The sequence below is a fragment of the Pseudomonas sp. MF08875 genome (genome assembly GCF_059862525.1).
This window is the reverse complement of the sequence record NZ_JCBCUW010000063.1, coordinates 1-26,568: the sequence shown is the minus strand read 5'-3', so window position 1 is coordinate 26,568 and position 26,568 is coordinate 1. Positions and strand designations below refer to the sequence as shown.

The following is a 26,568-nucleotide window of genomic DNA, read 5'->3' as shown; positions in this document are numbered from 1 at the left end:
TTTAATGCCTCTTCCACCGGGACACGACTGCTAAGCTTATCCACAATTGCTGATGCCAAAATCAGCAATCCGCCCTGGGTCAATTTTCAATCGGCAGGGTGGGTCAGTTTTCAATCAGCGCCAACACGGCAGGGGCAAAGGGGTACTTGCCCGCTAACGTTTGCTGGAAAGGCTCATGGACCTGAGCTTTCCAGACTTTGTTGATTTCGTTGTGAGTCGGTGGAATCAGTGCGCCAAATGTTTGAATCATCGGCCATAACAACAGCGGTCGTAACGTCCGGCGCTGGCCATCTTCCATGCTGGACAGCAACTGCTCATCGACTAGCCTAAGCCCAGCTGATAATTCAGAGGTAGCGCTCGCATCCAGAGTCTGCACCATCAACTCTCGGGCACCTGGCCCAGGGTCACCCTGAGTCTGGATGGCATTCAAACGCGTACGAATGCCGGATAGGTTTTCCAGGTAACTTTGCAGCAGTGAAGGCGCGCTGTCGCGGGCCACCATCAGCCGGGCAATTCCGGAAAATTCAAGACCGACGGGCCCGACCGGAATTTCTCCGGCATTACCGGGCGCCAACGCCTGCGCTCCGGCAGGGGCCTTGGAGAACCAACTCAACAATCCACCCTTGGCCGTTTTGAGGCCCTCATTAATCAGCGAGGGGTTGTCCCAAGATGTTTGCCGGTAGATTGCCTCCATCAGCTTGCGCATAGGCGAGTTTTGCGGGTCACCCAACTGGTTCATCGCCGTCCGCGCATCACTGAAGCTGGAAAAGCTGGCCACAGTGATGCCTTGCAGAAATTTTCTCCATTCTGCGATGTATTCCTGGGTATACAACTGCTCCAGCTCTTTTTGGATATGCTCTGGACTACCGGACAACGTCAAGTCATCCGCGCGGGCGCTCTGCAGCACCCAGTCGGTGGTGGTTAGCTCCTTATGGGAAGCGTCGCGAATGGCTTGCTTCACATAGCCCTCCCACGCCTCTCGAGAGAAGGCGCCAGAAATGGCATAACTCCCAGCAAATATCTTGTCACCCTCCCCCAGCAACCCCGCAACGGTCACACTCGGATAGCGTGTTGCAGCCCTGGCTTTAAGCTCTGCATAGACTCTGTCTCGTGCTGGCAGCCCTTGCATCACCCCACTGAGAGTACGACGAGAGTCATCGGTCAACGTGACCTTGGTGTCCAGTACGGGCCAGTCGGCCGCATTGGATTGACGGATATAGAAGCTCATTAATCGTTCGGCACGGCGCGCCATGTCTTCCCGGTCCATACCACCTCGATTGTCTTCCAGCCAAAGCCGCCAGAAACGGGTTAGCTGGTCACTCAAGTGTGCGGGTTCAACACGTTCGGCATTGCCCAGCATCAAATAAGCTTTCAGGGCGTTATAAGCATCCTGGACATTGCTCGGCGATGGAGGCTGGTATACCCCGACAGGGGTTACGCTGACGGGTGCCGTCGATTTTGCTGGCTTCAGCGCAGCAGATTTCGCACTGACCTCGCGCAGGTAGGATTCCAATTGCTGCGCCACCGGCGTCAGCATCACCTGCTGCATCCCCTGGAAATACTCATGACGCAATTTGGCTTCAAGTGCAGCCCCCTGATAGAGGCCCAGCCCTAGCGTCAAGGGATGATCGTCACGGTACTTTTGCAACTGGCTCAGTCGGTCTTGAATCATCTGTAATGCCTCAAGGCGCGACTGCAGGTCAATGCGGTCCTTCTGAACGTCCTGGGCCTTCCGTAAATCAGCTTGGACGTTGCTCACTAACTGTTGATTGCTAGTGTAGGACCACGTCCAACCCGCCAGACTACCGCCGAGCAACAGCGCCGTGCCGAGAAACGCTACAGAGCGTTTTCGAGTTCGCGAACGACTGGAGTACTGGCGCACCAACTGGCGATCGGCGAACACCACCTTGCGGAACAAATCCAGAAGGAAATAGCTGCGGCGGGACAACTGCTTTTCTTCATTTGGCAAATTTGATTGTTGCACCGCGCTCAGACCAAAGCGCCGAGCAATTTCTTCGGACATACCGCAAACGCTGGCAACTTCCTGGACGGCACTGGTGAAGTAAAAGCCTCGAAATACCGGCCTGTACTGATAGGGATTTTCCTCGAACAGTGCCATCAAGAACGTGCTCAGGCTGGCCTTGATGCCTCTGAATTCCAGCGGCAAGGTCAACAGCCCCGGCGCCTGGGCACCCTCGCGGTTAAGCGCCATCTGCGCCAGACTCATCTCTTTGAGCCCGTCACACAACTCATCAAAGTGCTGGTCAAACTGGCTGCCGGCCTCTGGACCTGTTTGGGAATTGAAAGCAAAGGTGGCACCCCAGACTTTTTCTCGTTCCTGAGGCTCCAGCATCTGGAAGAAATCATTAAACCCATTGATCAAGTCGACCTTGGTAAACACTACGTACACCGGAGCAACCACTTCCAGGCGCTCGGTCAGCTCTTGAATACGTAGGCGCAGTTTTTTGGCCAAATCAATCGCAAACTCCGGCGAATTTCCGGTCAACTCGGCAACACTGGCTGCGATGATGATGCCGTTAATCGGCGCACGTGGGCGGTGTTTGCGCAGCAAACTCAGGAAAGACAACCACTCCCCTCGGTCTGCGTCCTGCACCGAATAGCGTCCGGCGGTATCCAACAGGATTCCTTCGGTGGTGAAGTACCAATCGCAATTGCGCGTACCTCCGATACCCTGCAGCGCAGAGCCTTTTTCATCATTGAAAGGAAAGGTCAACCCGGAGTTCAGGACTGCCGTGCTTTTACCCGCGGCGGGGTTGCCTATCACCATCAGCCACGGCAACTCATACAAAGCCTCTGACCCTCTAAGTCGTCCAAGTCGCGAGGATTTGATCGCGTGGAGCGCCTCTTCCAGCCGTTGGCGCAACTCTGGAGCATCACCCTCTGCACCGGCTACCATCTGATGCAGTGCCGCAGCCGACTTCTTAGCCAAGATTCGCCGCCACAACCAAGCGCCCCCTAATGCAACAAGCGCCAACACAAGGAGCGCAAGAAGCACTTTTTTCAACGTGGCAGCATTAAGAAAGAGCAAGCCTGCGACGATCAATAGCCCGACAACAGCGAGCACACGAGAGTTGGAGAAAAAAGCAGAGAGGCGGTTAATCATGGTGAACAAGTCCCGGGGCTAACGTGATGCGCAAATTCATGCGAGGTCCTGAAGAGGTATTGGAACCGGCAGCGGCGAGGGCTGAACCCGGCAGACCGCTCGCCAAAAGGGATCCTGCACCGACACCAGCAAGGTTTCCTGCTGCGTCTCGACACTGTTTGAAGCGGCCAACGCCAATGAAGCCAGTGTTGTCACTGCGCCCATATCCCCACAGCAAATCGGCAAACTCAGGCACTCACCGATAGGGTCCAACTCGGGAAGCGTTGCGTGCAAAGCCGCCAAGAGTTCGGTTTGCCGAGAGGCACGCTGATCCGCATCAGCGATCACTGCGCTGATCGGTGAAAGGTCCGAGCTGTATTCCTCAAGTAATTGTTTGAGGGTTGCGGCTCGCACCTGCCCGGGCAAGTCGGCCGATTGCGCTCGCTGTTCGCTGCGAAACGGATGAACAATTGCAGCTGGTTCTGTGGCCGCCGGAAGCCCAAACGCGAGCAGCAGCGCGCATGCCCCCTCTCCGCAGACCTCCGGCAGCGCCTCAAGCAGCTCTTCATCTTGAATGAACGAATCACTGGCGAGCACGACCTGTAGACGGGACTTCGTGTCCAAACTCTCGGTATGGCGTAACTGTTCGAGAAAACTCAATACCTGCCGAGTGTCGTTCGTAGCGTGAATAATCACGAGACATTCCAGCCCCCACTTGGAGAGCGGCGTAAGGGCTGATACCAACCATTGGTGCGCCGTTGTTTGGATATCGGTCGACCAGCGAGTAGGAACAAGGACATGCACAGGCAAGGGGCTTTGAGGCTCGCTCGCTTCGAGAAGTTCGCGCTCCAAGTGACGCATCAGCAAAGGCTCCAGAGCCTCTGAAGCCAGCAGTAATGCGCGTCGGACATCGATGGGTAGAGGATCGTCTTGCTCTGATTCAATGAAATCCTCAGTGCTCAAGACATCAAACCAGGCAATACGACGTGGGAACCCGCTTGAATCTTTCAGCGTGGGGTGAGGAGCCGGTCGGTCACGCGCTTTCAACGCTTTGATAACCCCGGCGGGCGCATCGCCAAGAGGCAAATACAGGCTCCAATCCCGTATCTGAATTGGCATGACGTGTTCAGCAGCCAGCATCGGCTCCACATCAGCCAAATTCTCCGCAAGCTCCGGCTGTCGGCGGCGCTTCAGCCACTCAACACCCTGGTGCACCCCCCAATATCCCAAACACAGCGCCGCGGGTATTACCAAAAAGTGGGTGACGATGTCTTGCGCCGTCGGCAGACGATAATGGTCACGCCAAGACCACAGGGTAACCCCCCCACTACCGGCAAAGACCAATACCACCCACAGCGCTTTGTAGCCAAGGATTCTCCTAAACATCACATTCCATTCCTGCTCGCCCTTACACTTACGGCCGGTACGTTGTGGATTGGCCTGCAATCAACACGGCTCCACAGGAGGTGATATCACCATGCCGGGCCGACGCTTTGTCATCCACTTCATAGTCACCATCGCCAGTGGTAATCACCGTTGGGCCATGGACAGGACAAACCACCAGATCGCCTACGCGGGCAATGCCCTTGTCGTTGATCGTCGAATCGTCACTGGCCTCCATCACCACTCCGCCGTGGCTTGTCATATCCCCTTTTACAATCAACGGTCGCGTCATCTTCGCTCTCCATGTAGGTCCAAGCACTGCATTTGCTCAGGGTTAAGGCATAGATCTGGCCGACGGCCCACGACCGGCAGTGCGCAGTTCCACATGCCCGAAATCCAACAGTTTCCAGCGGCCACCCCAGGTCAAGCCCAGCTCTTCGGCTACCTGCCCGTACAACTCATATCCGCGCAATGCCCAAGGGTCTTTTTCGGTAATCACCAACTTCCCTTCTCTCAAAAACGCACTGTCCGCAGCCAGACCATACTGGTGGTAACTCTGCCAGGCCTTGGCATTGGTGGTTCCTGGCAAGAGGCCAAGAACGTCTTGACGTTCCGGACTGCGGTAGCCTTCAAGCAACACCATTTCGTACCCATGGCGCTCCAGCATCACTTTGTAAACCACCAGCAAGCGCTGGACGAAGTCGGCGTCCATCTTGTCCCATGACCTGTCTGCCGCGCCGGTGCGTGGCCTAATTCGCTCGACCTCGCGGGAAGTGAACACCTGCGGCGGCAACGCACGGGGCGGAACCAGCCGCTCACCACGCAACAGCTCTGCAATCAAGCTAGGCGTCTCCCCACGATGAACATCACTGCCATACCCTTCGAGCTCCACCGTCCCACGCAAGTAGAAAACCAATGCAGGTGGCAACAGCAACAAGAAAAGCATTAGCCATAGGAGGCGCCGGTAATGAACGAGCGGCAATAGCCAGCGCCTAAAATTAAACCCAAGGCGAACGATACTGCTGTTCGAAACAGAAACTGAACTTCCAACACTAACAAAAAGAAATTTCCTACATCTCTTTAGGAAAAAAACCAGCTCCTTCAAGTGTGTAGATGCACGTTCAGGAAACAACAACCACCACAAGCAAGTAATCGCACTTGCAGCCAAACAAAAAACCACGAGCAATAGCATGAAGTATACAACCCACCTCAGAAAAAAATACAGAGCAAGCGTCAAACTACGACTTCGAACCGCCGCACCATCAAAATGACAGCATTGAAAATTAAATAGAGCTGCGCCTAAATCCCTGGCACTATTTTGCGTCGCCTCACCAAACTTTCCACCCAGCAAAATAAGCGCACGCCACCTCACTGGCAAAACAGCCGCCAAATACCGGAATTACATGCCGTGACATCAAGTAACGCACATTCAAAAGCGCCCAGCTTGTTAGCGGATACTCAAGACAACAACACTCCCGATGTCCGCCCAGTTAACAACGCAGCCCAGCCCAGTATCAGCTCAAGGAAGACGCTATACACGTGGCTGAGCATCGTTGCGCTGACACTCGTAACCAGCATGGCATGGGTGTTCGATTCGTCACCTCAAGAAGTCAGCGAAGCCCCCGCAGAGGCTCACACCGCCAGCAACGCTATGAGCGAGCAAACGCCGCCACCAATGATCGGTGAGTCCGCCCAGATTTTTAACGAACCCCGTACAGAGCAGCACGCGAACCTCATCAGCGCTTCCGTACATCCAACACCCAGTAAAACACCAGTCATTCAGGCCATCAAACCTTACCCTCCTGCGCCTACCGCACGTTCAGCCCACAGCGCATCTTCCCCATCTCGCTCCAGCGATGTAGACGTACTGATCGCTCTGATGCGCTATATCGAAAGCCCGGACAACGACCTACCCCCGCCTGCGCGCAAAGCCCTGCAGGACCGTGTCAAAGCCTGCCCGGCAGCCAACACCGAAGCGGGTATTGACTGTCGTCAGCGTATTTGCGCCGACCTTCCGGGCTCGATGAGCTTGTGTCCCTTACCTTGACTACCCGCAAGCCCAAAGGTCAGCCGCCACTTTCGGCGACCTTTGCCACACCCAACACCTGCTCCAGATGAACGAGTGCGGCGTCATTTTTTAGCACAACCTTAAGCCACTCATGCAGGGGCATCTCCCCCCAATCAGCTGCTTGGTTTGCCATGTACGCGACAGGACTGTGGGGCTCAGCCCGACGGAAGTAATTTGCCACCTCGCGCAGCCGATTTAGCGCTTCCTCACGCGAAGCAATACCCGACGCCGCAGCAGGGACATCGGTTACCGACGGCACTGCGCGATGGGGCAGCAACTGCCCAGAATGCTGCATAGGCAATGAAACTTCCGACTCATCCCCTCCACGCACATCCACACCCGCGTCTTTGGCAAATCGCTGAATACTGCTGAGAGCAGCGTCCAGCGCCTCTCGGACTGAAGCAAATCTTGGCGCCTGATCGCCTAGACGCGCCTGCGCTTGGTGTTCCAGACTGCTTAGCGCAGCGACCGCCTCCTGAATCGCTAGCCACTGATGACGATAGAACTCTACCGGTGTTGCAGCCCTGACACGCTCCGATTGCTCTAGCGTTACATGCTCTAAATCCCCGAGACGAGCACCCCCAGATCGTTGATGCGCCATAGCATAGTCAGAGAGCGTGTAGGGCCGCACACCATCGTCCACCACAGGGATCGACGACACCCAACGTAGACTCTGCTTGAGCACCCATGCCAGACAACCGACCCGCTGCTCAACATCTCCATCCTCGATGGCGGGGAATAGGTCATCCCAGTAATGCTCAACTAAACCTGCAATCAGGTTGTAACCCTGGGCCAACCCTGCAAAACCCTGAGTGTATACCCAGCCCTCCGTCAACCAACCCGCAACGCGCAGATCCTTACTGTCCTCTCGTAACAGTTTCGAACACCGCTTAACCACTTCCGGCCAATTGGCAACTTTAAGATCAGCAACCCACTCACCCTGCTCTAAAGTTGGATCATCAAACTCACGAAGTTTTTGTATGTCATCAAATTCAGATGAATATGTAAGATCTTTCCCGGAGTGATGCAGGCCACTTATTGGGCGCAATAAAATTTCAAGATTAGACACAAAACGCCCTCTACCAACGATGCAATATATTTATGTGAGCGATCAGACTTTACCCAGTCAGAAACTACGCGCGATAATCATTACCGTGTTTTTTCCGCCAGACAAGCCTGCGCTACAAATTTTCGTTCAACGGTAGGGGGCAGCACACTACGTGGATATCAACGCCGATGAGCACAACTGCAGCGATTATTATCAGCCACACTCACCTGTACTCGCCTGTATCAACACCAGATCCACTCACGCTGAGCATTGATCCGACTATTAAGCCCTATACACCGCAAGGAAGGTTTATTTGAATTCGGCTTCAGCCTCAAGACACTGAAGATTCCAACGCACAGGCATTCATGCTCTGGAAAATGAGCTCACTCGCCATGTCGCGGCGTTCACGCACTTGTTTCAGGCTGACTTCGAGAAAGGCACCAAAGGACATGCGCTGCCGGCCTCTTTCCCCAGTAGCACCGAAACAATGATCGTTTATTGGCGACCGTGGTAACCATCAGTGACAGGCCATCAACGCCGCTGACGCTGCAGGTTTTACCCGCAAGTGAGTTTTGAAAGAGGCATGGTGAGCGCCTGCGAGAGAGTCAACACCTGACGCTCATCTGGCGAGCTGAGGAGATTCAGCAGCAATAAGAATTCGAGCCTGTTCGCTAGGCGGTACTTAAAAATACTTGAACGTACCGGATTGCCCTCGAACTCAGCAGCTTTCCGCAGAAACGAAAAAAGACGCCGAAGCGTCTATTTTTCTGACATCCAGAATCCGATGGACTTCTGAAGATCTGTATTTGGAGCGGGAAACGAGACTCGCATCTGGTGTCCGACCTATTGAAATCTAAGGGGTTTCATTTCTTTCTCAAGCAGGAAAGTACTTAATTCTGGACTTGTTTTCGGAGCATCTCAAGGCCAAAAAATTGATCGAACAGCAGCATTCATGATGCCTGAACCCGTAGGCGCTACTGGATGCTCATCCCCCCCCATGCAGCTATCAACGGATAGATGAGCTCAGGATTAATGTTTAACCTTCAAAAGAACAGCAACACCGAGGACAGCGGAAAGAATAGAGCCCATAAGCACTCCAACTTTCACCTCATCGACCAAATGCGGGTTATCCGGGAAGGCGAGCGCCCCGATGAACAGGCTCATTGTGAAACCAATGCCGCACAGCAGCGCTACACCGTACAGCTGAGACCAATTACATTGCTCAGGCAGCTTGGCCAGCCCTGCGCGAATCGCCAGCGCACCCAAACCAAACACACCAATTTGCTTGCCTAGCAATAGCCCAAGCGTTACCCCCAGAGGTACCGGGTCGATCAGGTTATTGGGAGAGATACCGGCAAGAGACACTCCAGCATTGGCAAAACCGAAAATGGGCACAACAGCGAAAGCGACCCACGGATGCAGCTTTCCTTCCAGGTGGATGAGCGGTGATTTGCGCTCGCTGCTCGCCGCCCGCATCGGAATGCACAGTGCGAGAATGACACCGGCCAAGGTCGCGTGGATACCAGACTGAAGCATAAAGAACCACAGCAGACCGCCCGCTATCAGGTAAGGCCAGAGCCGGGTCACACCGAATCGGTTGAGCATCACCAGGAACACAATAACGCCCAGTGAGGCCAGCAACATACTGACCGACAAGCCGCTGGTGTAAAACAGAGCGATGATGAGCACGGCACCTAGGTCATCAAGAATCGCAAGCGCAGACAGAAAGATTTTCAACGAGATGGGCACACGTTTACCTAGCAGCGACAGTACGCCCAAGGCAAACGCAATATCGGTCGCAGCCGGAATAGCCCACCCTCCCAAGGTTTCGGCGTTACCCCAGTTGACCGCAATATAAATCAAAGCAGGTACAAGCATACCGCCTAACGCGGCGAATCCTGGAAGAGCGCGCTGGCCCCAGCTCGATAACTGGCCGACCAACATTTCGCGCTTGATCTCCAACCCCACCAGCATGAAAAAGACCGCCATCAGGCCATCATTGATCCAGTGCTCAATCGAGAGGCCAACGACTTTTACATGCAGTGACGAGAAGTAAATGTCTGCCAACGGAGAGTTAGCAACCAGGAGTGCTATCAAAGCAGCGGCCATGAGTATAAGGCCACCCGCTGATTCCGCGGCCAGGAAACGGGAGAAAAAAGCACGCGTGGCGGGAGATTCACGATGGCCGTGGGTTTTATCCGGACGTGAGGATTTCAAGCTCATAGGCGCAGTCACTCCGCGCGGCGGCCCGACCTGCGCTGAATTAAACCTGCCCTCCCGCGTTTTGCGGTGACACCCGCGGCATATTCTACATGATAGGTTCCTGCAAGACCGCCTATCGGTTGTACGAGTGCGCTACGGCCGGTTAATATCCCGTGGTCTGTATACGATACGCCGAAGGACTTACCTTGCCACGCTCGAACTGGCTGCCTACGCCGCCATAGCGCTCCGCCCCCTCGCACGCCCCTGACCGCCTCCTAGCTGCGGTCGTACTTTGCTGCGCCTGCTTTTTTGGCCGCGGCCATTCCACAACTCAATTGAAGACACAAGCACACACGGCTCAGTGCTAACCGCTGCGCGGGATGTGGTGCCTGCCATGGGTAAATAAATGTTTGAAAAGATCAAAGTTGCTTGGCTGTCAAATATCCGAGCCGATGTCCTCGCGGGCCTCGTTGTTGCACTGGCGCTTATTCCAGAGGCTATTGCCTTTTCTATTATTGCCGGCGTCGACCCCAAGGTTGGCCTTTATGCCTCTTTCTGTATCTGCACTGTGATCTCGTTTGTTGGGGGGCGTGCGGCGATGATCTCGGCGGCCACCGGCGCCATGGCATTGCTCATGGTCAACCTGGTCAAGGATCATGGCCTTCAGTACCTCCTCGCCGCCTCGCTGACGTGCGGCGTACTTCAAATAATCGCGGGCTATCTGCGGCTGGGCGAGCTGATGCGCTTCGTATCGCGATCAGTCGTCACAGGATTCGTTAACGCCTTGGCGATCCTGATTTTCATGGCGCAGCTGCCAGAACTCACCGGGGTAACCTGGCCCGTTTACGCAATGACTGCTGGCGGACTGGCGATTATTTACCTGTTCCCAAGGCTGCCGGGCGTAGGAAAACTGCTCCCCTCGCCGCTCGTATGCATCATCGTGCTGACTGCGATTTCGATCTACATGGGCCTGAATATACATACGGTGGGCGACATGGGCTCGCTGCCTGATAGTCTGCCGATATTCTTGTGGCCAAGCGTGCCACTAAACCTTGAAACACTGATGATCGTACTGCCGTACTCTGCCGCGCTGGCAGTGGTCGGTTTGCTGGAGTCGATGATGACGGCAACCATCGTCGACGACCTGACAGACACGAGCAGCGACAAGAATCGTGAATGCAAAGGCCAGGGCATCGCCAACATCACCAGCAGCCTCATTGGCGGCATGGCAGGCTGCGCGATGATCGGGCAGTCGATGATCAACGTTAAATCTGGCGGACGAACCCGCTTGTCTACGCTGAGTGCAGGCGTTTCACTGCTGATCATGATGATCTTCATGGGCGACTGGCTCGCCCGCATACCGATGGCCGCGTTGGTCGCCGTGATGATCATGGTCTCCATCAGCACCTTCAGTTGGGACTCCATCCGCAATCTCAAAGACTATCCGCTCTCAACGAACATCGTGATGCTGGTCACGGTGGTCGTGGTCGTCGCGACCCATAACCTGGCCTACGGCGTTGTCGCAGGCACCTTGCTGGCCGCCATGTTCTTCGCCAACAAGATCGGACATTACCTGGAGGTCACTTCTCAGCATGACCCCGCACATGCCCATCGCACTTACTACGTCACAGGCCAGGTGTTTTTTGGCTCAGCAGACAGGTTCACTCATTCGTTCGATCTTAAGGAACGACTGGAGACCCTGACCATCGATCTTCGAGAGGCCCACTTTTGGGATATTACTTCAGTCGCTGCGCTCGACAAGGTAGTGCTGAAGCTGCGCCGAGAAGGGGTTCACGTAGATGTTATCGGGATGAACCAAGCTACGTCCACGATCGTGGATCGCTTTGGCGTTCACGACAAACCCGATGGCATAAATAAGTTGATGGGGCATTAATCTGGCCCGCCCAAACCTGTTCATTGCACTCAATCGAATAGATTGCAGCCCAAAAAGACGTCATGTGACGGTGGCATATTCGATCGAAGGGCTATTCAACCGGCAGGTTTTGCCGGGTTTGTTCTCAAAGCTTGTTAGGATAAAGGCGCTTACATCTCGTTTTACCATAGGAACAGCGGGGATAATGACAACTGCGCGTTAAAACGCGCCAACAACAAGGAGATTCTCATGGTTGAAAAGCCTACGGATGATCGGCCTAACACCCCTCACGTCCCCAGTGAGGACGGTATTCCTGCTCCTAGTGGAGCTGCCAACCTGATCGACACTGACTACGTCATCGGTCAAGACAATATCAAAGGAGAGTTTTCGTTCTCGCTCGATATCCACGGCAAAGTATTTATCATTTCAGCCGCCACAATTTTACTGTTCGTGATTTTGACATTGGCACTGCAGAATGAAGTAGAACCCCTCTTCAGCGCCATCCGGAACTGGTTGACTAGTCACCTCGCCTGGCTCTTCATGAGCATTGCGAACGTTTTTGTGGTGCTGTGCATTGCGTTGATTTTCTCCCCGTTGGGAAAGGTGCGTTTGGGCGGCAGAGATGCCAAACCAGACCACTCCTACGTCGGATGGTTTTCAATGCTGTTTGCCGCGGGCATGGGCATTGGCTTGATGTTTTATGGCGTCGCCGAACCCATGTCGCATTACGCGGCGTCCATGGGAGGCGTGACAGTCGATGCGAACGGCGTGCGTACGGACTGGGCGCCGTTGGGCGGTGCAGCAGGCGATATGAAAGCATCCGCCGACTTGGCAATGGCCGCTACGATCTTTCACTGGGGACTTCATCCCTGGGCGATCTATGCGATTGTGGCGTTGTCCCTGGCGTTGTTTTCTTACAACAAGGGCTTACCGCTTTCGATACGCTCGATTTTCTATCCACTGTTGGGTGAGCGCGTTTGGGGCTGGCCGGGGCATATCATCGATATCCTGGCGGTATTCGCCACGCTATTCGGGTTGGCAACCTCTCTGGGCATTGGTGCAGAACAGGCTGCCGCGGGGATTGAATATCTCTTCGGGATACAATCGACGAATCTCAGTAAAGTCGTGCTGATCGTTGGCATTACCTTGATCGCGCTGTGGTCAGTCCTTTCCGGTTTGGACAAGGGCGTCAAAATGCTTTCCCAGATCAATATGGGACTCGCATTGCTCTTACTGGTGTTTATCATCGTAGTGGGACCGACCTTGGCCATCTTCACAGGGTTCTTCAAGAACCTGGTGACGTATGTTGAATACCTGCCGGCACTGTCAAATCCATTCGGCCGCACTGACACCCAATTCACCCAAGGCTGGACGGCCTTCTACTGGGCGTGGTGGATCAGTTGGTCGCCGTTTGTAGGCATGTTTATCGCGCGCGTCAGTCGTGGTCGAACTGTCAGAGAGTTTCTGATCTCGGTCTTGCTCGTTCCCTCAGTGGTGTCTGTGCTGTGGATGACAACGTTCGGCGGAACGGCCATTGACCAAACGACCTTACAGGGCCTGGTGGGCGTCAAGGACGCTGTGCTGGAGCTGAAGTTGTTCGCCATGCTGGGAGAGCTCCCGCTTAAAGAGATCACCTCCTTCCTGGGCATCGTTCTGGTCATTGTGTTTTTTATTACCTCCTCGGACTCAGGCTCCTTGGTAATCGACACGATCACCGCCGGCGGCAAGGTGGATGCGCCTGTGCCTCAACGAGTGTTCTGGGCAGTCATCGAGGGCGTGATTGCGATTGCCCTTCTGTTGGGTGGGGGGCTGGTGGCACTGCAGGCAATGGCAGTATCCACAGGTTTACCTTTCGCAATCGTTCTGATGCTCGGGTGTGTATCGCTGGTGAAAGGACTGATGTCGGAGCCTCGTTAGCGAATCGGGCTTTCGCTGTCAGCGCACAGCAAACAACCCCTGACGCCATCGCCTGGAGCGATGGCGTCAGCCTGAGCGGCCGACATTTACGACGAAAAAACCCTCTCCGTAAGAATTTGGTACATGCCTGCATGACCGTTCACGTTCCGGTTTCCAGCAGAGTTCCATATTAGAAACTCAAACGTAGAAAAGCACTGTCGCACTGGATATCAGCAAATGCATCACCGGATGCGCGCAGGCGACTTAGCAGAGCAGTTAAAAGCGAGAGGCCTGATTAAGTTTATTAACGTCAGGTCGATAGTCTAGATACCTAGATCATTCCTTCGCAGTCAGGAAGCTCGGTCAACCAAGCTGCCACTGCGGTAACTGAGATGAGTGCGGCGGTTGATGAGGTGGCCCGTAATGCGGAGTCGGCCTCGGAAGAGTCGCGTCGCACCCAGGGCTTTACTGAGACCGGTTTAGAGCGAGTCTCTCAAACGTTGAAGTCGATTCAAAAACTCAGCGGCAATGTTGAAGCCACGAGTGACAAGATTCAGGTTTTGTCACAGCGGGCTCAAAGCATCAACAAAGTCGTCGAAGTGATTCGTGCAATCGCAGAGCAAACTAACCTTCTGGCGTTGAACGCAGCGATTGAAGCTGCCAGGGCTGGTGAGCAAGGCCGCGGCTTTGCAGTCGTTGCTGACGAGGTCAGGGCGTTGGCGCACAGAACGCAGTCTTCCACTCAAGAGATCGAACAGATGATCTCCGCAATGCAGAGCGATTCAGCTGAAGCAGTCGAAGCCATGAGTAAAAGCAAAGAGCTAGCAACCCAATCCCTCGATGTGGCACAGGAGGCCAGCAGTTCACTGGATCAGATCGCCAAGGCCATTACGCAGATTAATGAGCGAAATATGTTGATCGCAACTGCGTCTGAAGAACAGGCCCATGTTGCCCGAGAAGTTGATCGTAATCTCGTCAGCATTCGAGAGCTTGCCGTGCAAAGTTCTGCAGGCGCCAGTCAAACAGCCAGCGCATGCGGGGAAATGTCAAAGCTGGCGGTTGATCTTAATAAGATGGTGAATCGCTTCGTTGTTTGAAAAAAATGACGCAGTACACGCGATGTGTACCTGGCGCGATGAGGGCTCTCAAACGGATCATGAGACACGCTGAGTGCTTGACCGGAAGTCTTTTGAAAGCTCAATGGCCGAGGTAATGGCAGCCCGCGCTTGCGGGCTATTCCTCCCGCACATTGATCCGGTTACGGCCGATGCCTGAGCCAGGATGTCACAAGCATTCACCATACTGACCGCTAGTGAGTCAATGCCTACAGGAATATCGGTCGGACAGGCGCTAACGTTTCACTATCAAGCGGTGACTCAGTTCCATAACTCGCCAACAGGCGTTGACGCTGAGTAATAAGTCGCTACCTGCGCCTGCAACAGTTCTGCGGTTGCCAGGGCATCGGTTAATGCATGGTGAGCGTGATAAGCCGGAAGACCAAGGCGCGCCCGGCTATCCGCCAGCCTTATGGACGGTTGTGAGCGCTCCATAAGTCGGGCGAACCATCCACGTTTTTGCCGATGTAGTCGGGCTTCCAGTTGCATCGTATCAATGACCGGGAATTCAAACCCCTCCCCTAAATGCCTACGCACTGCCTGATCCAAAAAGGCTCGCTCAATATTCCGATAATGGACGACCATCACCTTGCCTGCCATGGCCTCCAGCAATGGGGCCAGCACCTGCTCAAAGGTGGGAGCATCTGAAATTTCAGCATGGGTTATGTGATGAAACGTCACCGACTTTTCATTCAACTCGGACGCTGGTTTTATCACCCAGTAAAGCGAATTCCCACAATAAATGCGCTGCAGCGTGAACGGCATTACCCCGATGCTCACAATACTGTCAGCCTGTGCATCAAGGCCGGTGGTTTCCACGTCCATGGCCAGCAGTTGCAAGCTGTCAATGGAGGTCTGTGCCGAGACCGCGCCGGCTTGATAGAACTGTCGCAAGCGGCTGTTAACGGCATTGTCTGCCAGGGTCTCGAACCTGGAAGACCACTCCAGCACTTTATGATTGGGCTGCGCTTTCACGTGTTTCATGACGACAGGCGACCCTTTGACGGATAACGGAAGCGCAAGAAATTCTGGCCATTACTCAAGACCTGAAACGCCTCTTTGAGATTATGTCGTTCACTGTTGGAAAAGCGTTCCGGCTCGACATAATTATTGAGCGCCGCTCCCTGCTCCAGTGCGTCAACCTGATGTCGAATTCGCACCATCGACAGGAACTCCAGCGCGTATCGGAGTTGCTTTAATGCTTCAGGCGGAATGACGTTGCTGTTCGCGATGGCGTCCATACGATCAAATGAATTCTGCGCGGTACTGCCACACGCGAGCGCGTGGATGCGGATCAGGTCTGTCAGCGGTGCGGTACCTCGCCCCTTCAGGTTGATGATCCGTTTGTGCTGTCCGTCTGTCTCAACCACAAAGGTCCGGAAAAAGCCCAATGGCGGCGTCCGGTTAAGGGCAATTCGAGCCATGGCACTTAGAAAAACAGGATGTGCGCTGGATTTTCGAGCACACAGAACTTTCAGTTCCTGAACAAGCTCGAGCTCGCCAAACACACCATCCAGATCGAAAAAAATACAACTATTGAGCAACGTCTTGGGGTTTGGCTTTTCGATCCACTGATCAAAATAACTTCGCCATACCTTCAACGGCTGACGCCACTGATCGTTCGTCGCCATGATTCCGCCTTTGCAATAGCTGTAACCGCATGCGGCCAGGCCATCACTCACAAACGTCGCCAACGCTCGGAAGTAAGCATCGTGCTGGATTGGATCGAAGCGGTCGTCGAGCACCAGAGCATTATCCTGGTCCGTCACCAACAACTGCTCATCACGCGCCATGGAACCCAACACCATAAAGCAGTAAGGCACCGGAGGCGGCCCCAGTTTTTTCTCTGCGAGCTCCAGCAAACGCTGGGTAAAGGCCCGGCCAATACCGGAAATCGCGCTACCAATCATGTGCGCCGTCGCGCCGTCACGCACCATGCGAATGTAGGTTCCGCGCAGGTCACGCAAAAGCGATTTAAGGCCGTCGACCGAAGTCTGGTTAGAAATTCTGTTTACCAGATACAAACTGCTGTGTGACTCGTAGCGGATGATATCCGACAGGTTGATCAGCCCAATCGGATGGCCATGATGGACCACCGGCAGATGGTGAATATTACGGCGCAACATCACCAGCATCGCTTCAAACACTGAGTCGTCTGCGCCTATCGTTACCGGCTCGGCCGTCATGATGTCTCGGGCAGCCGTTTCGTCAGCGTTTCGGCCGGCCGCGACAACACGTGTGCGAAGGTCCCGATCCGTCACGATCCCTTGGATTTCAGCCGCCTGCAAGCCCGCTGATGACATCACTAGAACGCAAGAAACGCTTTGTTCTGTCATGATTTTTGCCGCGTCGCCGACGCAGGTATCCGACGTGACCCACACCAAGGGCCGAGAGATAAGGCCTCGGCATTTGAGCTGAATAAGCTCACTGGCACGCCCCTGCGCCTCAACGGCAGTCTTGAGCCTGGAGTGCCCCTCAGCTTCAACGAAGTCGGCGAAAGCATCATGCTGCGCGCAAAGGTCAGCGAACACGTCGGCGGGTATGTAATAGATCAGGCTATCTTCCAAGGCCCGGGCGGGAAAACGCACCTTGTTACTGCGCAACAAACCGGCCTGACCGAAGAGGTCGCCTTCGACAAGTCGGTTGTAGAGCTCGCCATTGCGCCGGTAAATCTCCACCGCACCGCTACGCACATAGTGCAAGTCATGAATGATCGCGCCCGCTTCAAGGATGTCGCTGCCGGCCTTGAAATAACTCACTTCTACCCGCCGAGCGATGGCGTCTACCGATTCCTTTGGCAGCGTATCAAATGGAGCAAAACGATAGAGGTGGTCGCTGATCTCCTGTAACTCGATTTGCATGAAACCTCGAAATGCTGAAAAGAATTAAAGTTACGAGCGCCCTACATCGCAAAGGGCAGTGGCCTTTCTGTGTCGCCCACCACATCACATCCCGATACGAGGATCAAGCGCCACGTCTGATCTACGCTATGAGTGGCAACAACTGCTGCGTAACGGCGGGCCGTCATATTTATAATCCCGGCAGGCGCGGCATTCACTGAATGCACAGCGCTGATGGCGGTTATTTCTGAACGGTCAGAAGCATTTGCGATCTGCATTGCCGAGGGTGCTTTCCTCATCCTGTTTTATTGGAGCGGGTCAATGCTGGACATTATTGCAATCTTCCTTTGCATCACGGCAGTACTTGCCTATCTCAATCGGCGCTACGTCGGCCTGCCATCCGCCATCGGTGTGATGGGCATTGCCTTGGGCCTGTCACTATTGAATATGGCATTCGATGCGCTGGGCTTTCATGCCTTGCATACCCTTGAGCAGTCGCTGGTGGAGTCCATCGACTTTTCCGAACTGCTGATGCAAGGCATGTTGTCATTGCTGCTCTTTGCTGGGGCGTTGCATGTGGACCTATCGGAGCTGCGGGCCTACAAATGGCAGGTTGCATCCTTGGCGGTAGTAGGGACAACGCTCTCAACATTGTTCATCGGCTTCGGGCTCTGGGCGTTGTTGTCCCTCACAGAACTGCAGCTACCGTTGTCTTATTGCCTGGTGTTTGGCGCGCTGATCTCCCCCACCGACCCCATCGCCGTGATGGGTATTCTGAAATCTGCCGGCGCGCCCCATAGCGTGGAACTGGTCATTTCCGGTGAGTCACTGTTCAACGACGGCGTGAGTGTCGTGCTGTTTTCGCTGATCGTCGCAATGATCGCCAGCGGGCAGACACCGTCGGTTATCGGTGCATCGCATCTGTTACTCAAGGAAGCCGGAGGCGGTGCTCTGTTAGGCGCCTGCGTGGGCTATATCACTTACAGAATGCTCAAGAGTATCGATAGCTATCAGGAGGAAGTGCTCATCACCTTGGCCGCTGTTCTCGGCGCCTATGCACTCGCCACTCAGTTCCATGTTTCCGGCCCATTGGCGATGGTGGTGATGGGACTGATTGTGGGTAACCAAGGGCGCTCCCATGCCATGTCCGAGCAGACTGAAAAAAACCTGGACATGTTCTGGGAACTGATCGATGAAATACTCAACGCAGTGCTGTTTGTATTGATCGGGTTGGAAGTCGTTTTGATCCAGTTCTCTAACCCATTGCTCACCACTGGCCTGCTGGTCATATTGCTGACGTTGTTATCACGATTGTTGACTGTAGGGGTTCCCATTGCGGTATTGGGTAAACGCTTCCGCCTACCGGAAGGTGCCTGGAGTGTGATGACCTGGGGCGGCCTGCGGGGCGGGATATCGGTGGCATTGGCGTTGTCGCTGCCCCCAGGCGCGGCTCGCGATATCGTGGTTTCCCTGACGTATCTAGTGGTCGTTTTTTCTATCCTGATCCAAGGCATGTCGATCGGTAAATTGGTCAAGAGAGTCATTCCGTGTGCTGCAAACAAAGACGCTGGATGAACCCTTGACCAGACGACAGACTCCATTAAGGATAATTAACTCACCGCCTTCGTTTCCCTGAATCCGTGCGATGGGTCCCATCGCGTTATTTGCAGGAGGTATAAAAATGCTCGCACGCTGGCGCTGGGTTTTGCACCAATTGACCAAACGGCTGTGGTTCAGGGCGAGTCTGTTTTCCTTGCTGGGTATTGCCACCGCGTTACTCGCCGTTGTCTTCAAGGACTACATTCCCGAATCGTTGCCCGCCCGCATCGGTGCCGACGCCGTCGATAAGATTTTAGGCATCATTGCCTCAAGCATGCTCGCGGTGACGACCTTTTCGTTAAGCACCATGGTCACCGCCTACGGTGCAGCGAGCAGCGGCGTGACACCCCGCGCCACTACACTGGTGATGGAAGACACCACGACACAAAATGCCCTGGCCACCTTTATTGGCTCATTCCTGTTCAGCCTGGTGGGGATCATTGCGCTGAGTACCGGCGCCTACGGTACACAAGGGAGGGTTTTGCTATTCGCGGTAACCATTGTCGTGGTCATTCTGATTGTCTACACGCTGCTGCGCTGGATCGATCATTTGTCCAAGCTTGGGCGGGTGGGAGAAACTATTGACCGTGTCGAGCAAGCAGCCATTGATGCCATTAACAATCGAGTCCAATGGCCGCATTTGGGGGCAGCCGCCTACCCTTGCGAGTCAGTGATCCCCAGTTCTGCGCTGATCATCACAAGCCTCCACACGGGGTACGTCCAGCACATTGACGTTCAGGCGTTAGGCGTGATCGCCAACACAGACGAGATACAGATATTTATGGACGTCTTGCCGGGAAGCTTTGTGCATATCGGCATGCCGCTCGCAAGAACCGTTAGCTTAAGCAAGGCACGCGGGGAGGAACTGGCGTCGAGCAACGAAAAAATCATTGCTACCCTGGCTATCGGCGTGCGTCGAACGTTCGAACACGATCCCCGGTTCGGCTTGTCAGTGTTGTCGGAGATCGCCTCCCGCGCCTTGTCGCCGGCCGTCAATGACCCCGGCACCGCCATTGACGTCATTGGGCGCGGCGTCAGAAGCCTGACATGTTGGGGTACACCTAAAGAACCCGCTGCGAAAATCGACGCTGACTGCCAGCACGTTTACCTGCGCGGTTTAACCGTGGATGACCTGTTCGATGACTTCTTCGCACCGATTGCCAGAGATGGCGCGGGTCTAGTGGAAGTCGACCTGCGCATGATGAAGGCCCTTGTAAGCCTGGCACAGATAAACCCGGCGATGTTCAGGGGTGCCTGTACCCGGCACGCAGAACTGCTGCTCAAGCACGCGAACACTGCACTTGTACTCGAAGAGGACCGGCACAAGCTCAGAGCAGCGGCGCGACCGCTGCTACACTGACCCAATCTACGTGTTGGCTTTTTGCGCGGCGGCGCCACTGCCGTCCGATTGCAGAAAGCCACGCGCCAACTGCTGATAGAGCTCGGGGCCCATCCTGGCACTGACTGCTTTGGCAATCAGTGCAACAGCCATCAGACTAATAACCATGCCATGGCTGTCGATCATCTCCATCACGATGATTGCAGAGGTGATTGGCGATTGCGTGACTGCTGCCAGAAACCCCACCATGCACAGTGCAATGATGGGCTGTGCCGCCAAGGCGAAGTATTCAGCGACATTGGCACCGACAGCGGCGCCTACCGCCAAAGAGGGGGCAAAAATACCGCCCGGTATGCCGGAAAAATAAGTCACAACGGTCGCAAGAAAACGCGTAATCGGCGCGTGCCACGGCAAACCAACATCGGACACGATGATCTGGGAGGTGATCCCGTAACCGCTGCCAAAGGACATCCCACCGCTGAGCCAACCGAGAATCGCCACGATCATGCCGCAGCCACCTGCGAACCAGACTGGATGCAGGCGGCGCCATTCCCAGACGACAAAACTGCGATACCGCTGTGGCCATAGGAGCATCCGACTGAACAATCCCCCCATAACACCACAGCCAATACCAATCGCCAGTATCGGAAGAACGATATCGAAATTGGCCTCTTGTACGTCGAAGTGCCCGAAATAGTTGTAGTTGCCCTGCAAGGCTATCGCGACCATACCCGACAAAATGATCGTGCTGAGCAACACCCCGCTGGTGCGGGTTTCCAACTTGCGCCCCAGCTCCTCCACCGCAAAGGCCACACCGGCCAAGGGCGTGTTAAAGGCAGCAGCAATACCCGCCGCACCACCGGCCAGGATGAGGTCTTCTGGGCGAATGATGCGTGCGTTGGGCAGGTAACGGTGAAAGAAATGCATGATCGAGGCGGCGACTTGCACCGAAGGGCCTTCACGCCCCGCTGAAAAACCACCGGTCAGGGCCAGAGTACCGAGCCCTATCTTGGCGAAGGCCAGACGCAACGATACCAACTTATTCACGGGCTTGCCTTGGTGGGCCAACCGCGTAGCCGCGATCACCTGGGGAATACCGCTACCTTGAGCCCCTGTAAAAAAACGCGAGGTCATCCACACCACAAACATGCCGATCAGCGGCGTGTAGATAAACGGCAGCCACGGCCGGGCGACGGCCTGTTGAGCGAACTGCATCAGCGCCAGGTCAGCCAACCGGGCGAACATCACTACCAGCAAACCTGCGAGGGTAGCAGCGACCCAGAGTGTCACCCGAGTACGCCATCGGATCGAGGCAAAGCGACGACGTATCAGCAATATCGGTTTGATCACCCGAGCGGATTCCCGTTGTTGAGGTTCAATAAAATGCAAAAACAAGATTAACGGGTTAAACGGTCACGTCCAACCGGGAGTGACCAGATAACTATAGCTATTCACTCCCGGCTCAGGAGCCCCACCACGTCGATTTTGTTTTGTGAGTAAGCCAATTTGTGTGGGCGTATACCAAGGCGAATGTCAGCAAGAAGAAAGCCAGATAGGGTGTCACTATTTACCCTCATGTCAGTCAGCTCGTTCGGCTGTTATTACGAATATATCTGTGCAGGCGAGATGACCGGGTTAAGGTGGGTTAAGAAATAGTTAGTATTCGCGCGCAACTTGGAGCAATAAGGTTCGCTTGCACTGGATGTCGGCATTGAGTCGGGAGCGCTGAAAAACACGCACGAATGGAGGAAATTATGAGTAATGCGTTGGTCATTGAAGATGATCAGGTGACGGCCGAAATCATTGTCGCTGAACTCCAACGCCACGGTTTCAGCTCAAAGTGGGCTGCCACTGGACGCGACGGACTGGCCTTGGCGATTGCAGGCGGCTACGACGCGATTACGCTGGATCGCATGTTGCCGGACTTTGACGGGCTGACGATTGTCAGCACCTTGCGCAGTCTCGGGATTCAGACACCGGTCCTAATGATCAGCGCTCTTTCGGACGTGGATGAGCGCGTTCTGGGACTTCGTGCGGGCGGCGATGACTACCTGACCAAGCCCTTTTCGGCCGTCGAGATGATCGCGCGCCTTGACGCATTGCTCAGACGCACCGCCGCAGACCCCAGCAACCCACACCTCAGTTGCGGCAACCTGCGACTGGACTTGGTGGAGCACAAGCTGACGCGCAATGACGAAGACATCCAGTTGCTGCCCACCGAGTTCAAACTGCTCAACTTCCTGATGCGCAGTGCCGGCCAACTGGTCACTCGTACCATGCTGTTTGAAGGCGTCTGGGGCTATCACTTCGATCCCGGGACAAACATCATTGATGTGCACATCGGACGACTGCGTAAAAAGCTGGAAAGCGACAAAGATTCACCTGTGATCCATACAATACGCGGTGCCGGCTATGTCCTCGCTACCAAAAAATGAGGAATGGCGCTCGTCCGGTAGTCGATTGATCGGGTTTTACGCGGTGTTCTTCGTGGCGTGGGGAGCACTCTTTACCGGTGTACTGTACTGGGAAATCTCCCACTATCTGGGCACGGTTGCCGAGCGTACGTTGTTGCAACGCGCCCACTATTATCAAAAGGTCGACGACTCGAACCTGCTTGCTGAGTTGGCGGCGAGTGAGGCTTACTCGACCCCCGGGATCGACGCCTACGGTTTATTTGGACCCGATGGCACCCATGTCGCCGGCGACCTGCTGAAACTGCGCTCCAACCTACCCGACGACGGCCAGGTTCACTACCTTGAGCGCGGCCTGAGCATTGCGTTACCCAGCACCGAAACCCGAAGCAGCTATGCCTTGCTGGCACGGCGCCCTGACGGACATATCCTGATTTTGGCACGTGACGGCGGGTCGATTTCCGCCGTGGGTGGCATTATTGAGCAGGCCCTGATGTGGGGGTTGTCATTAACACTTATCCCCGGTTTGATTGGCTGGCGCTTACTGCGACGTCGCCCATTGCGTCGTGTCAAACGCCTGCAGCTGTGTACCAAAAGTATCGTTTCGGGCAACTTGGCTGAGCGTTTGCCGTTGTCAGCACGCCGCGATGAACTGGATATGCTGGCCAACGCCGTCAATACGATGCTTGATCACATAGAGCAGTTGATGCATGAGGTGAAAAGCGTCTGCGACGGTATTGCCCATGATTTGCGCACACCCTTGACACGCTTACGCGCACGGCTCTATCAGCTCCAGCAGTTACCGCTGGCCCTAGAACATAAGCAGACCTTGAATCAGGCGTTTGAGGAGAGCGAGTCGATCATGGTGCGCTTTCAAGGACTGCTGCGGGTCGCTGAGCTTGAGGATATTCGTCGCCGCTCTGCCTTTGCGCCCTTCCCGATCATGACGTTGTTGAAACAGGCGCATGAGTTTTACGAACCGATGGCACTGGACCGCGCCCAAACGCTTTCGCTGGACATTCCCAGCGATTGTCCCCAGGTGTATGGCGACTCTTCGTTACTGTTCGAAGCGCTGGTCAATCTGCTCGATAACGCCATTAAATTTACCCCGGAGGGCGGCCATATCGAATTGCGGGGGAGCATCAAGGACTCAACTGTCATTATTGAAGTAGTGGACGATGGTACCGGCATCCCTGAAGCGGACCGTACGCATGTCATTCGCCGGCTCTATCGCGGCGAGGGAAGCCAGATAAACCCAGGCCACGGCCTAGGCCTGTCGTTAGTCGCCGCCATAGTGAAATTGCACGGATACACACTGGATATCCACCCCGGTGCCTCGGGCAGGGGAACACGCGTATTGATTCACTGCCCGATGTTCAGCGGTCAAGCCACGGATCGATCTGTACCTGAACATTAAATTTTACTTAATACTGGTTAATTTGAGCGCCTCGGCGCCCAGGCCTAGTTTGGCAGCACATATTGCTGACCCAAGGCCTTTTGCTTGTGAGATATCTGTTGTTCCTGCGTGTCTTAACCGTGCTCTGTGTAACACCACCGCTTCTTTGGGCGAATGCCGCTCTGGCTGCCAACGCGACCATGGGGACAATGATCCCCGCTGCGCCGAAGCTGGGAGCCGAAGCCTGGATACTCATAGACGCGAAAACGAACAGGGTCATTACCAGCCACAACAGTGATGCACGCCTACCACCGGCCAGCCTGACCAAGTTAATGACTGCGTATATCACGACGCATGAGCTTAAGTCTGGCCTGATAAGCGCAAATGATGAGGTCGTCGTGAGCGAAAATGCCTGGCGTACAGGCGGCTCACGGATGTTTCTCAAGCCCGGCAGCTCTGCTTCGGTTCACGATTTGCTAAGCGGCGTGATCATCGACTCAGGCAATGACGCGAGCGTTGCGCTGGCCGAACATATCGCTGGAAGCGAAGCCGGGTTTGTCGGGATGATGAACTCAACCGCTTCAACACTGGGAATGCTCAACACCCACTTTATGAACTCCACCGGCCTACCGGACCCGGAGCACTATTCTTCCGCACGTGACATGGCGACCCTGGCTCGAAAAGTCATCAACGAAGGGACCACCTACTACCCTCTTTACGCCAAGAAAACCTTCACCTGGAACGGCATTCAGCAATCCAACCGCAACGCGCTTTTATGGCGTAACTCCACCTATGACGGCTTGAAGACCGGGCACACAGAGGCGGCGGGCTACTGCTTGATCGCCTCCTCACAGCGGGATGGGCAACGTTTGATCAGCGCAGTTCTGGGCGCCAGTAGCGCCCATAAGCGTACGGCAGAAACAGAGAAACTGATGGGTTACGGCTTTCGCTTCTACGCCACCCAAACCTATAAGAAAGGTGGCGAAGTACTCTCGCAGGTGGCGCTCTGGAAAGGCATACAACCCTATGTGAATGTGGGTTTGCTTGAAGACATGACCCTCACGCTGCCCAAGAATAAAAATCGTGACGTCGAGATGCACCTGGCGTTTGATGGCCCCATCGAAGCCCCTATCACGGCAGGCACGGTCGTCGGAAGACTCGACCTGTTCGACGCCGAGCATAAGCTGGGGAGTCGGCCATTGGTGGTTCTTGTGGACGCGGAGCAAGGTCATTGGTGGCGACGTTGGTGGGATACCGTGCATTTGTTTTTTACCCGGACGATCCGCGGTTGGTTCGATGGGGGTCAGATAACGTGAATAGTGAGGAGAAGGTCATGAACTCCGATGATCTACGCAAAGAGCTCGCGCTTTCAAAATTCTTCGAAGGCGATTCATCCCTCAATGACGCTGTACAGGGACTGTAGTGGTCTAATGAAACCGGACACCCATTTAGGCGAGAATGCTCGCCAGATAGAGGTGTCTGATGAACAAACAACGCCGCTCCTTTACTCCTGAGTTCAAGCGCGAGGCTGCCTACCTTGTGCTCAAACAAAACTACAGCTACATCGAAGCCAGCCGTTCACTCGGCATTGGTGAGTCGGCATTGCGCCGCTGGGTTGACCAGATTCAGAAAGAACATAAAGGCGTCACCCCGCAGAGCAAGGCACTGACTCCGGAACAGCAAAAAATTCAGGAGCTGGAAGCCCGGATTGCTCGGCTTGAGCGAGAGAAATCAATACTAAAAAAGGCTACCGCGCTCTTGATGTCGGAAGATCACGAGCGTTCGCGCTGATTGACCAGTTGAGCGCCCATGAGCCGGTTGATTGGCTGTGCAAGGTGTTTGACGTCACTCGCTCGTGTTACTACGCCCAGCGCCTTCGGCGCCGCACGCCCGATGTTGAACGACTTCGATTGCGTAGTCGCGTCAGTGAGTTGTTCTCGCAAAGTCGCAGCTCTGCGGGCAGTCGCAGCATCCTGTCGCTGATGCGTGAAGACGGTGAGCAACTCGGTCGATTCAAAGTGCGTAGCTTGATGCGCGAGCTTGATTTAGTCAGCAAACAACCCGGCTCCCATGCCTACAAACGAGCAACAGTAGAAAGACTGGATATCCCGAACACATTGAACCGCGAGTTCGACGTGCCAGCGCCCAATCAAGTCTGGTGCGGCGATATCACCTACAGTGTGCCCGGAGTTCAGGGTGAGCATGGATGCTCAAATGAACCACGAGTCTATCTGGAATGTTGAACTGGGAACTCATGATGAGGAACCAAACACCCCATCGACTGTGACGGTGGTG

At 54.9% G+C, this 26,568-nt stretch carries 17 protein-coding genes and 3 pseudogenes; 10 read left to right on the top strand and 10 right to left on the bottom strand.

Annotated features, from left to right (window positions below):
* Window positions 1–103: 103 nt before the first annotated feature.
* The 4 genes from tssM to AC19YT_RS25360 are packed head-to-tail and all read right to left on the bottom strand — an operon-like array spanning window position 104 to window position 5,327.
* Complete coding sequence (gene tssM / locus AC19YT_RS25375) at window positions 104–3,124, bottom strand: type VI secretion system membrane subunit TssM (RefSeq protein ID WP_500611228.1); 3,021 nt, start codon at window positions 3,122–3,124, stop codon at window positions 104–106.
* Window positions 3,125–3,160: 36 nt separating this feature from the next.
* Window positions 3,161–4,489: a hypothetical protein gene (locus tag AC19YT_RS25370; RefSeq protein WP_500611227.1), complete on the bottom strand. Its 1,329-nt coding sequence runs from the start codon at window positions 4,487–4,489 to the stop codon at window positions 3,161–3,163.
* A 28-nt stretch (window positions 4,490–4,517) separates the two neighbouring features.
* Complete coding sequence (locus AC19YT_RS25365; RefSeq protein ID WP_095109841.1) at window positions 4,518–4,778, bottom strand: PAAR domain-containing protein; 261 nt, start codon at window positions 4,776–4,778, stop codon at window positions 4,518–4,520.
* A gap of 42 nt (window positions 4,779–4,820) precedes the next feature.
* Window positions 4,821–5,327: a M15 family metallopeptidase gene (locus AC19YT_RS25360; protein WP_500611226.1), complete on the bottom strand. Its 507-nt coding sequence runs from the start codon at window positions 5,325–5,327 to the stop codon at window positions 4,821–4,823.
* 477 nt (window positions 5,328–5,804) lie between these two features.
* On the opposite strand from AC19YT_RS25360, the gene AC19YT_RS25355 reads away from it, so the two are divergent.
* A complete protein-coding gene (locus AC19YT_RS25355; RefSeq protein ID WP_500611225.1) occupies window positions 5,805–6,533 on the top strand; it encodes a hypothetical protein in 729 nt (242 codons plus the stop codon).
* 19 nt (window positions 6,534–6,552) lie between these two features.
* Here the strand turns inward: AC19YT_RS25355 and tssA are convergent, their stop codons facing one another.
* Window positions 6,553–7,623 carry a type VI secretion system protein TssA gene (tssA, locus tag AC19YT_RS25350; RefSeq protein WP_500611224.1) on the bottom strand — a complete coding sequence of 357 codons (1,071 nt, stop codon included), beginning with the start codon at window positions 7,621–7,623 and terminating at the stop codon, window positions 6,553–6,555.
* A 1,008-nt stretch (window positions 7,624–8,631) separates the two neighbouring features.
* On the bottom strand, window positions 8,632–9,825 hold the full coding sequence (nhaA, locus tag AC19YT_RS25345) for a Na+/H+ antiporter NhaA (protein ID WP_106118386.1): 1,194 nt from the start codon (window positions 9,823–9,825) through the stop codon (window positions 8,632–8,634).
* Window positions 9,826–10,210: 385 nt separating this feature from the next.
* Here nhaA and AC19YT_RS25340 point away from each other — a divergent pair, with 385 nt between their 5' ends.
* From AC19YT_RS25340 to AC19YT_RS25330, 3 genes and pseudogenes are all read left to right on the top strand, one after another.
* Complete coding sequence (locus AC19YT_RS25340; RefSeq protein ID WP_106118387.1) at window positions 10,211–11,698, top strand: SulP family inorganic anion transporter; 1,488 nt, start codon at window positions 10,211–10,213, stop codon at window positions 11,696–11,698.
* Between the two features lie 228 nt (window positions 11,699–11,926).
* A complete protein-coding gene (locus AC19YT_RS25335; RefSeq protein ID WP_106118388.1) occupies window positions 11,927–13,594 on the top strand; it encodes a BCCT family transporter in 1,668 nt (555 codons plus the stop codon).
* Window positions 13,595–14,139: 545 nt separating this feature from the next.
* Window positions 14,140–14,670 (top strand): annotated as a pseudogene (locus AC19YT_RS25330) (methyl-accepting chemotaxis protein); the annotation flags it as partial.
* Between the two features lie 57 nt (window positions 14,671–14,727).
* On the opposite strand, the pseudogene AC19YT_RS25325 reads toward AC19YT_RS25330, so the two are convergent.
* The 3 genes and pseudogenes from AC19YT_RS25325 to AC19YT_RS25315 form a co-directional block, all read right to left on the bottom strand.
* A pseudogene (locus AC19YT_RS25325) lies at window positions 14,728–14,901 on the bottom strand (helix-hairpin-helix domain-containing protein); the annotation flags it as partial.
* Between the two features lie 48 nt (window positions 14,902–14,949).
* Window positions 14,950–15,672, bottom strand: coding sequence for a 3'-5' exonuclease (locus AC19YT_RS25320; RefSeq protein WP_106118390.1), 723 nt, complete (start codon window positions 15,670–15,672; stop codon window positions 14,950–14,952).
* Window positions 15,669–17,549 carry a DUF294 nucleotidyltransferase-like domain-containing protein gene (locus AC19YT_RS25315; RefSeq protein ID WP_106118391.1) on the bottom strand — a complete coding sequence of 627 codons (1,881 nt, stop codon included), beginning with the start codon at window positions 17,547–17,549 and terminating at the stop codon, window positions 15,669–15,671. The genes AC19YT_RS25320 and AC19YT_RS25315 overlap by 4 nt, the downstream gene beginning before the upstream one ends.
* Before the next feature lie 300 nt (window positions 17,550–17,849).
* Between AC19YT_RS25315 and AC19YT_RS25310 the strand changes: the two genes are divergently transcribed.
* Both AC19YT_RS25310 and AC19YT_RS25305 read left to right on the top strand, forming a co-directional pair.
* Window positions 17,850–19,103, top strand: a complete 1,254-nt coding sequence (locus AC19YT_RS25310; RefSeq protein ID WP_200659815.1) for a cation:proton antiporter — start codon at window positions 17,850–17,852, stop codon at window positions 19,101–19,103.
* 106 nt (window positions 19,104–19,209) lie between these two features.
* A complete protein-coding gene (locus AC19YT_RS25305) occupies window positions 19,210–20,487 on the top strand; it encodes a DUF2254 domain-containing protein (protein WP_106118393.1) in 1,278 nt (425 codons plus the stop codon).
* Between the two features lie 6 nt (window positions 20,488–20,493).
* On the opposite strand, the gene AC19YT_RS25300 is transcribed toward AC19YT_RS25305, so the two are convergent.
* Complete coding sequence (locus tag AC19YT_RS25300; protein WP_106118394.1) at window positions 20,494–21,816, bottom strand: chloride channel protein; 1,323 nt, start codon at window positions 21,814–21,816, stop codon at window positions 20,494–20,496.
* 404 nt (window positions 21,817–22,220) lie between these two features.
* Here AC19YT_RS25300 and AC19YT_RS25295 point away from each other — a divergent pair, with 404 nt between their 5' ends.
* From AC19YT_RS25295 to AC19YT_RS25280, 4 genes and pseudogenes are all read left to right on the top strand, one after another.
* The gene (locus AC19YT_RS25295) at window positions 22,221–22,901 is read left to right on the top strand and encodes a response regulator transcription factor (protein ID WP_169992983.1); all 681 of its coding nucleotides are present in this window, start codon (window positions 22,221–22,223) and stop codon (window positions 22,899–22,901) included.
* A complete protein-coding gene (locus AC19YT_RS25290; RefSeq protein ID WP_170038707.1) occupies window positions 22,879–24,294 on the top strand; it encodes a sensor histidine kinase in 1,416 nt (471 codons plus the stop codon). The genes AC19YT_RS25295 and AC19YT_RS25290 overlap by 23 nt, the downstream gene beginning before the upstream one ends.
* 95 nt (window positions 24,295–24,389) lie before the next feature.
* Complete coding sequence (locus tag AC19YT_RS25285; protein WP_498182180.1) at window positions 24,390–25,589, top strand: D-alanyl-D-alanine carboxypeptidase family protein; 1,200 nt, start codon at window positions 24,390–24,392, stop codon at window positions 25,587–25,589.
* 166 nt (window positions 25,590–25,755) lie between these two features.
* Window positions 25,756–26,450: pseudogene (locus tag AC19YT_RS25280) on the top strand (IS3 family transposase); the annotation flags it as partial.
* Window positions 26,451–26,568 lie beyond the last annotated feature (118 nt).

Coding starts and splice junctions, on each gene's coding strand:
- AC19YT_RS25335 (WP_106118388.1), top strand. CDS start 11,927: ATGGTTGAAAAGCCTACGGATGATCGGCCTAACACCCCTCACGTCCCC.
- AC19YT_RS25340 (WP_106118387.1), top strand. CDS start 10,211: ATGTTTGAAAAGATCAAAGTTGCTTGGCTGTCAAATATCCGAGCCGAT.
- AC19YT_RS25305 (WP_106118393.1), top strand. CDS start 19,210: ATGCTCGCACGCTGGCGCTGGGTTTTGCACCAATTGACCAAACGGCTG.
- AC19YT_RS25295 (WP_169992983.1), top strand. CDS start 22,221: ATGAGTAATGCGTTGGTCATTGAAGATGATCAGGTGACGGCCGAAATC.
- AC19YT_RS25290 (WP_170038707.1), top strand. CDS start 22,879: ATGTCCTCGCTACCAAAAAATGAGGAATGGCGCTCGTCCGGTAGTCGA.
- AC19YT_RS25365 (WP_095109841.1), bottom strand. CDS start 4,778: ATGACGCGACCGTTGATTGTAAAAGGGGATATGACAAGCCACGGCGGA.
- tssM (WP_500611228.1), bottom strand. CDS start 3,124: ATGATTAACCGCCTCTCTGCTTTTTTCTCCAACTCTCGTGTGCTCGCT.
- AC19YT_RS25370 (WP_500611227.1), bottom strand. CDS start 4,489: ATGTTTAGGAGAATCCTTGGCTACAAAGCGCTGTGGGTGGTATTGGTC.
- AC19YT_RS25315 (WP_106118391.1), bottom strand. CDS start 17,549: ATGCAAATCGAGTTACAGGAGATCAGCGACCACCTCTATCGTTTTGCT.
- nhaA (WP_106118386.1), bottom strand. CDS start 9,825: ATGAGCTTGAAATCCTCACGTCCGGATAAAACCCACGGCCATCGTGAA.
- AC19YT_RS25320 (WP_106118390.1), bottom strand. CDS start 15,672: ATGAAACACGTGAAAGCGCAGCCCAATCATAAAGTGCTGGAGTGGTCT.
- AC19YT_RS25310 (WP_200659815.1), top strand. CDS start 17,850: ATGCTGGACATTATTGCAATCTTCCTTTGCATCACGGCAGTACTTGCC.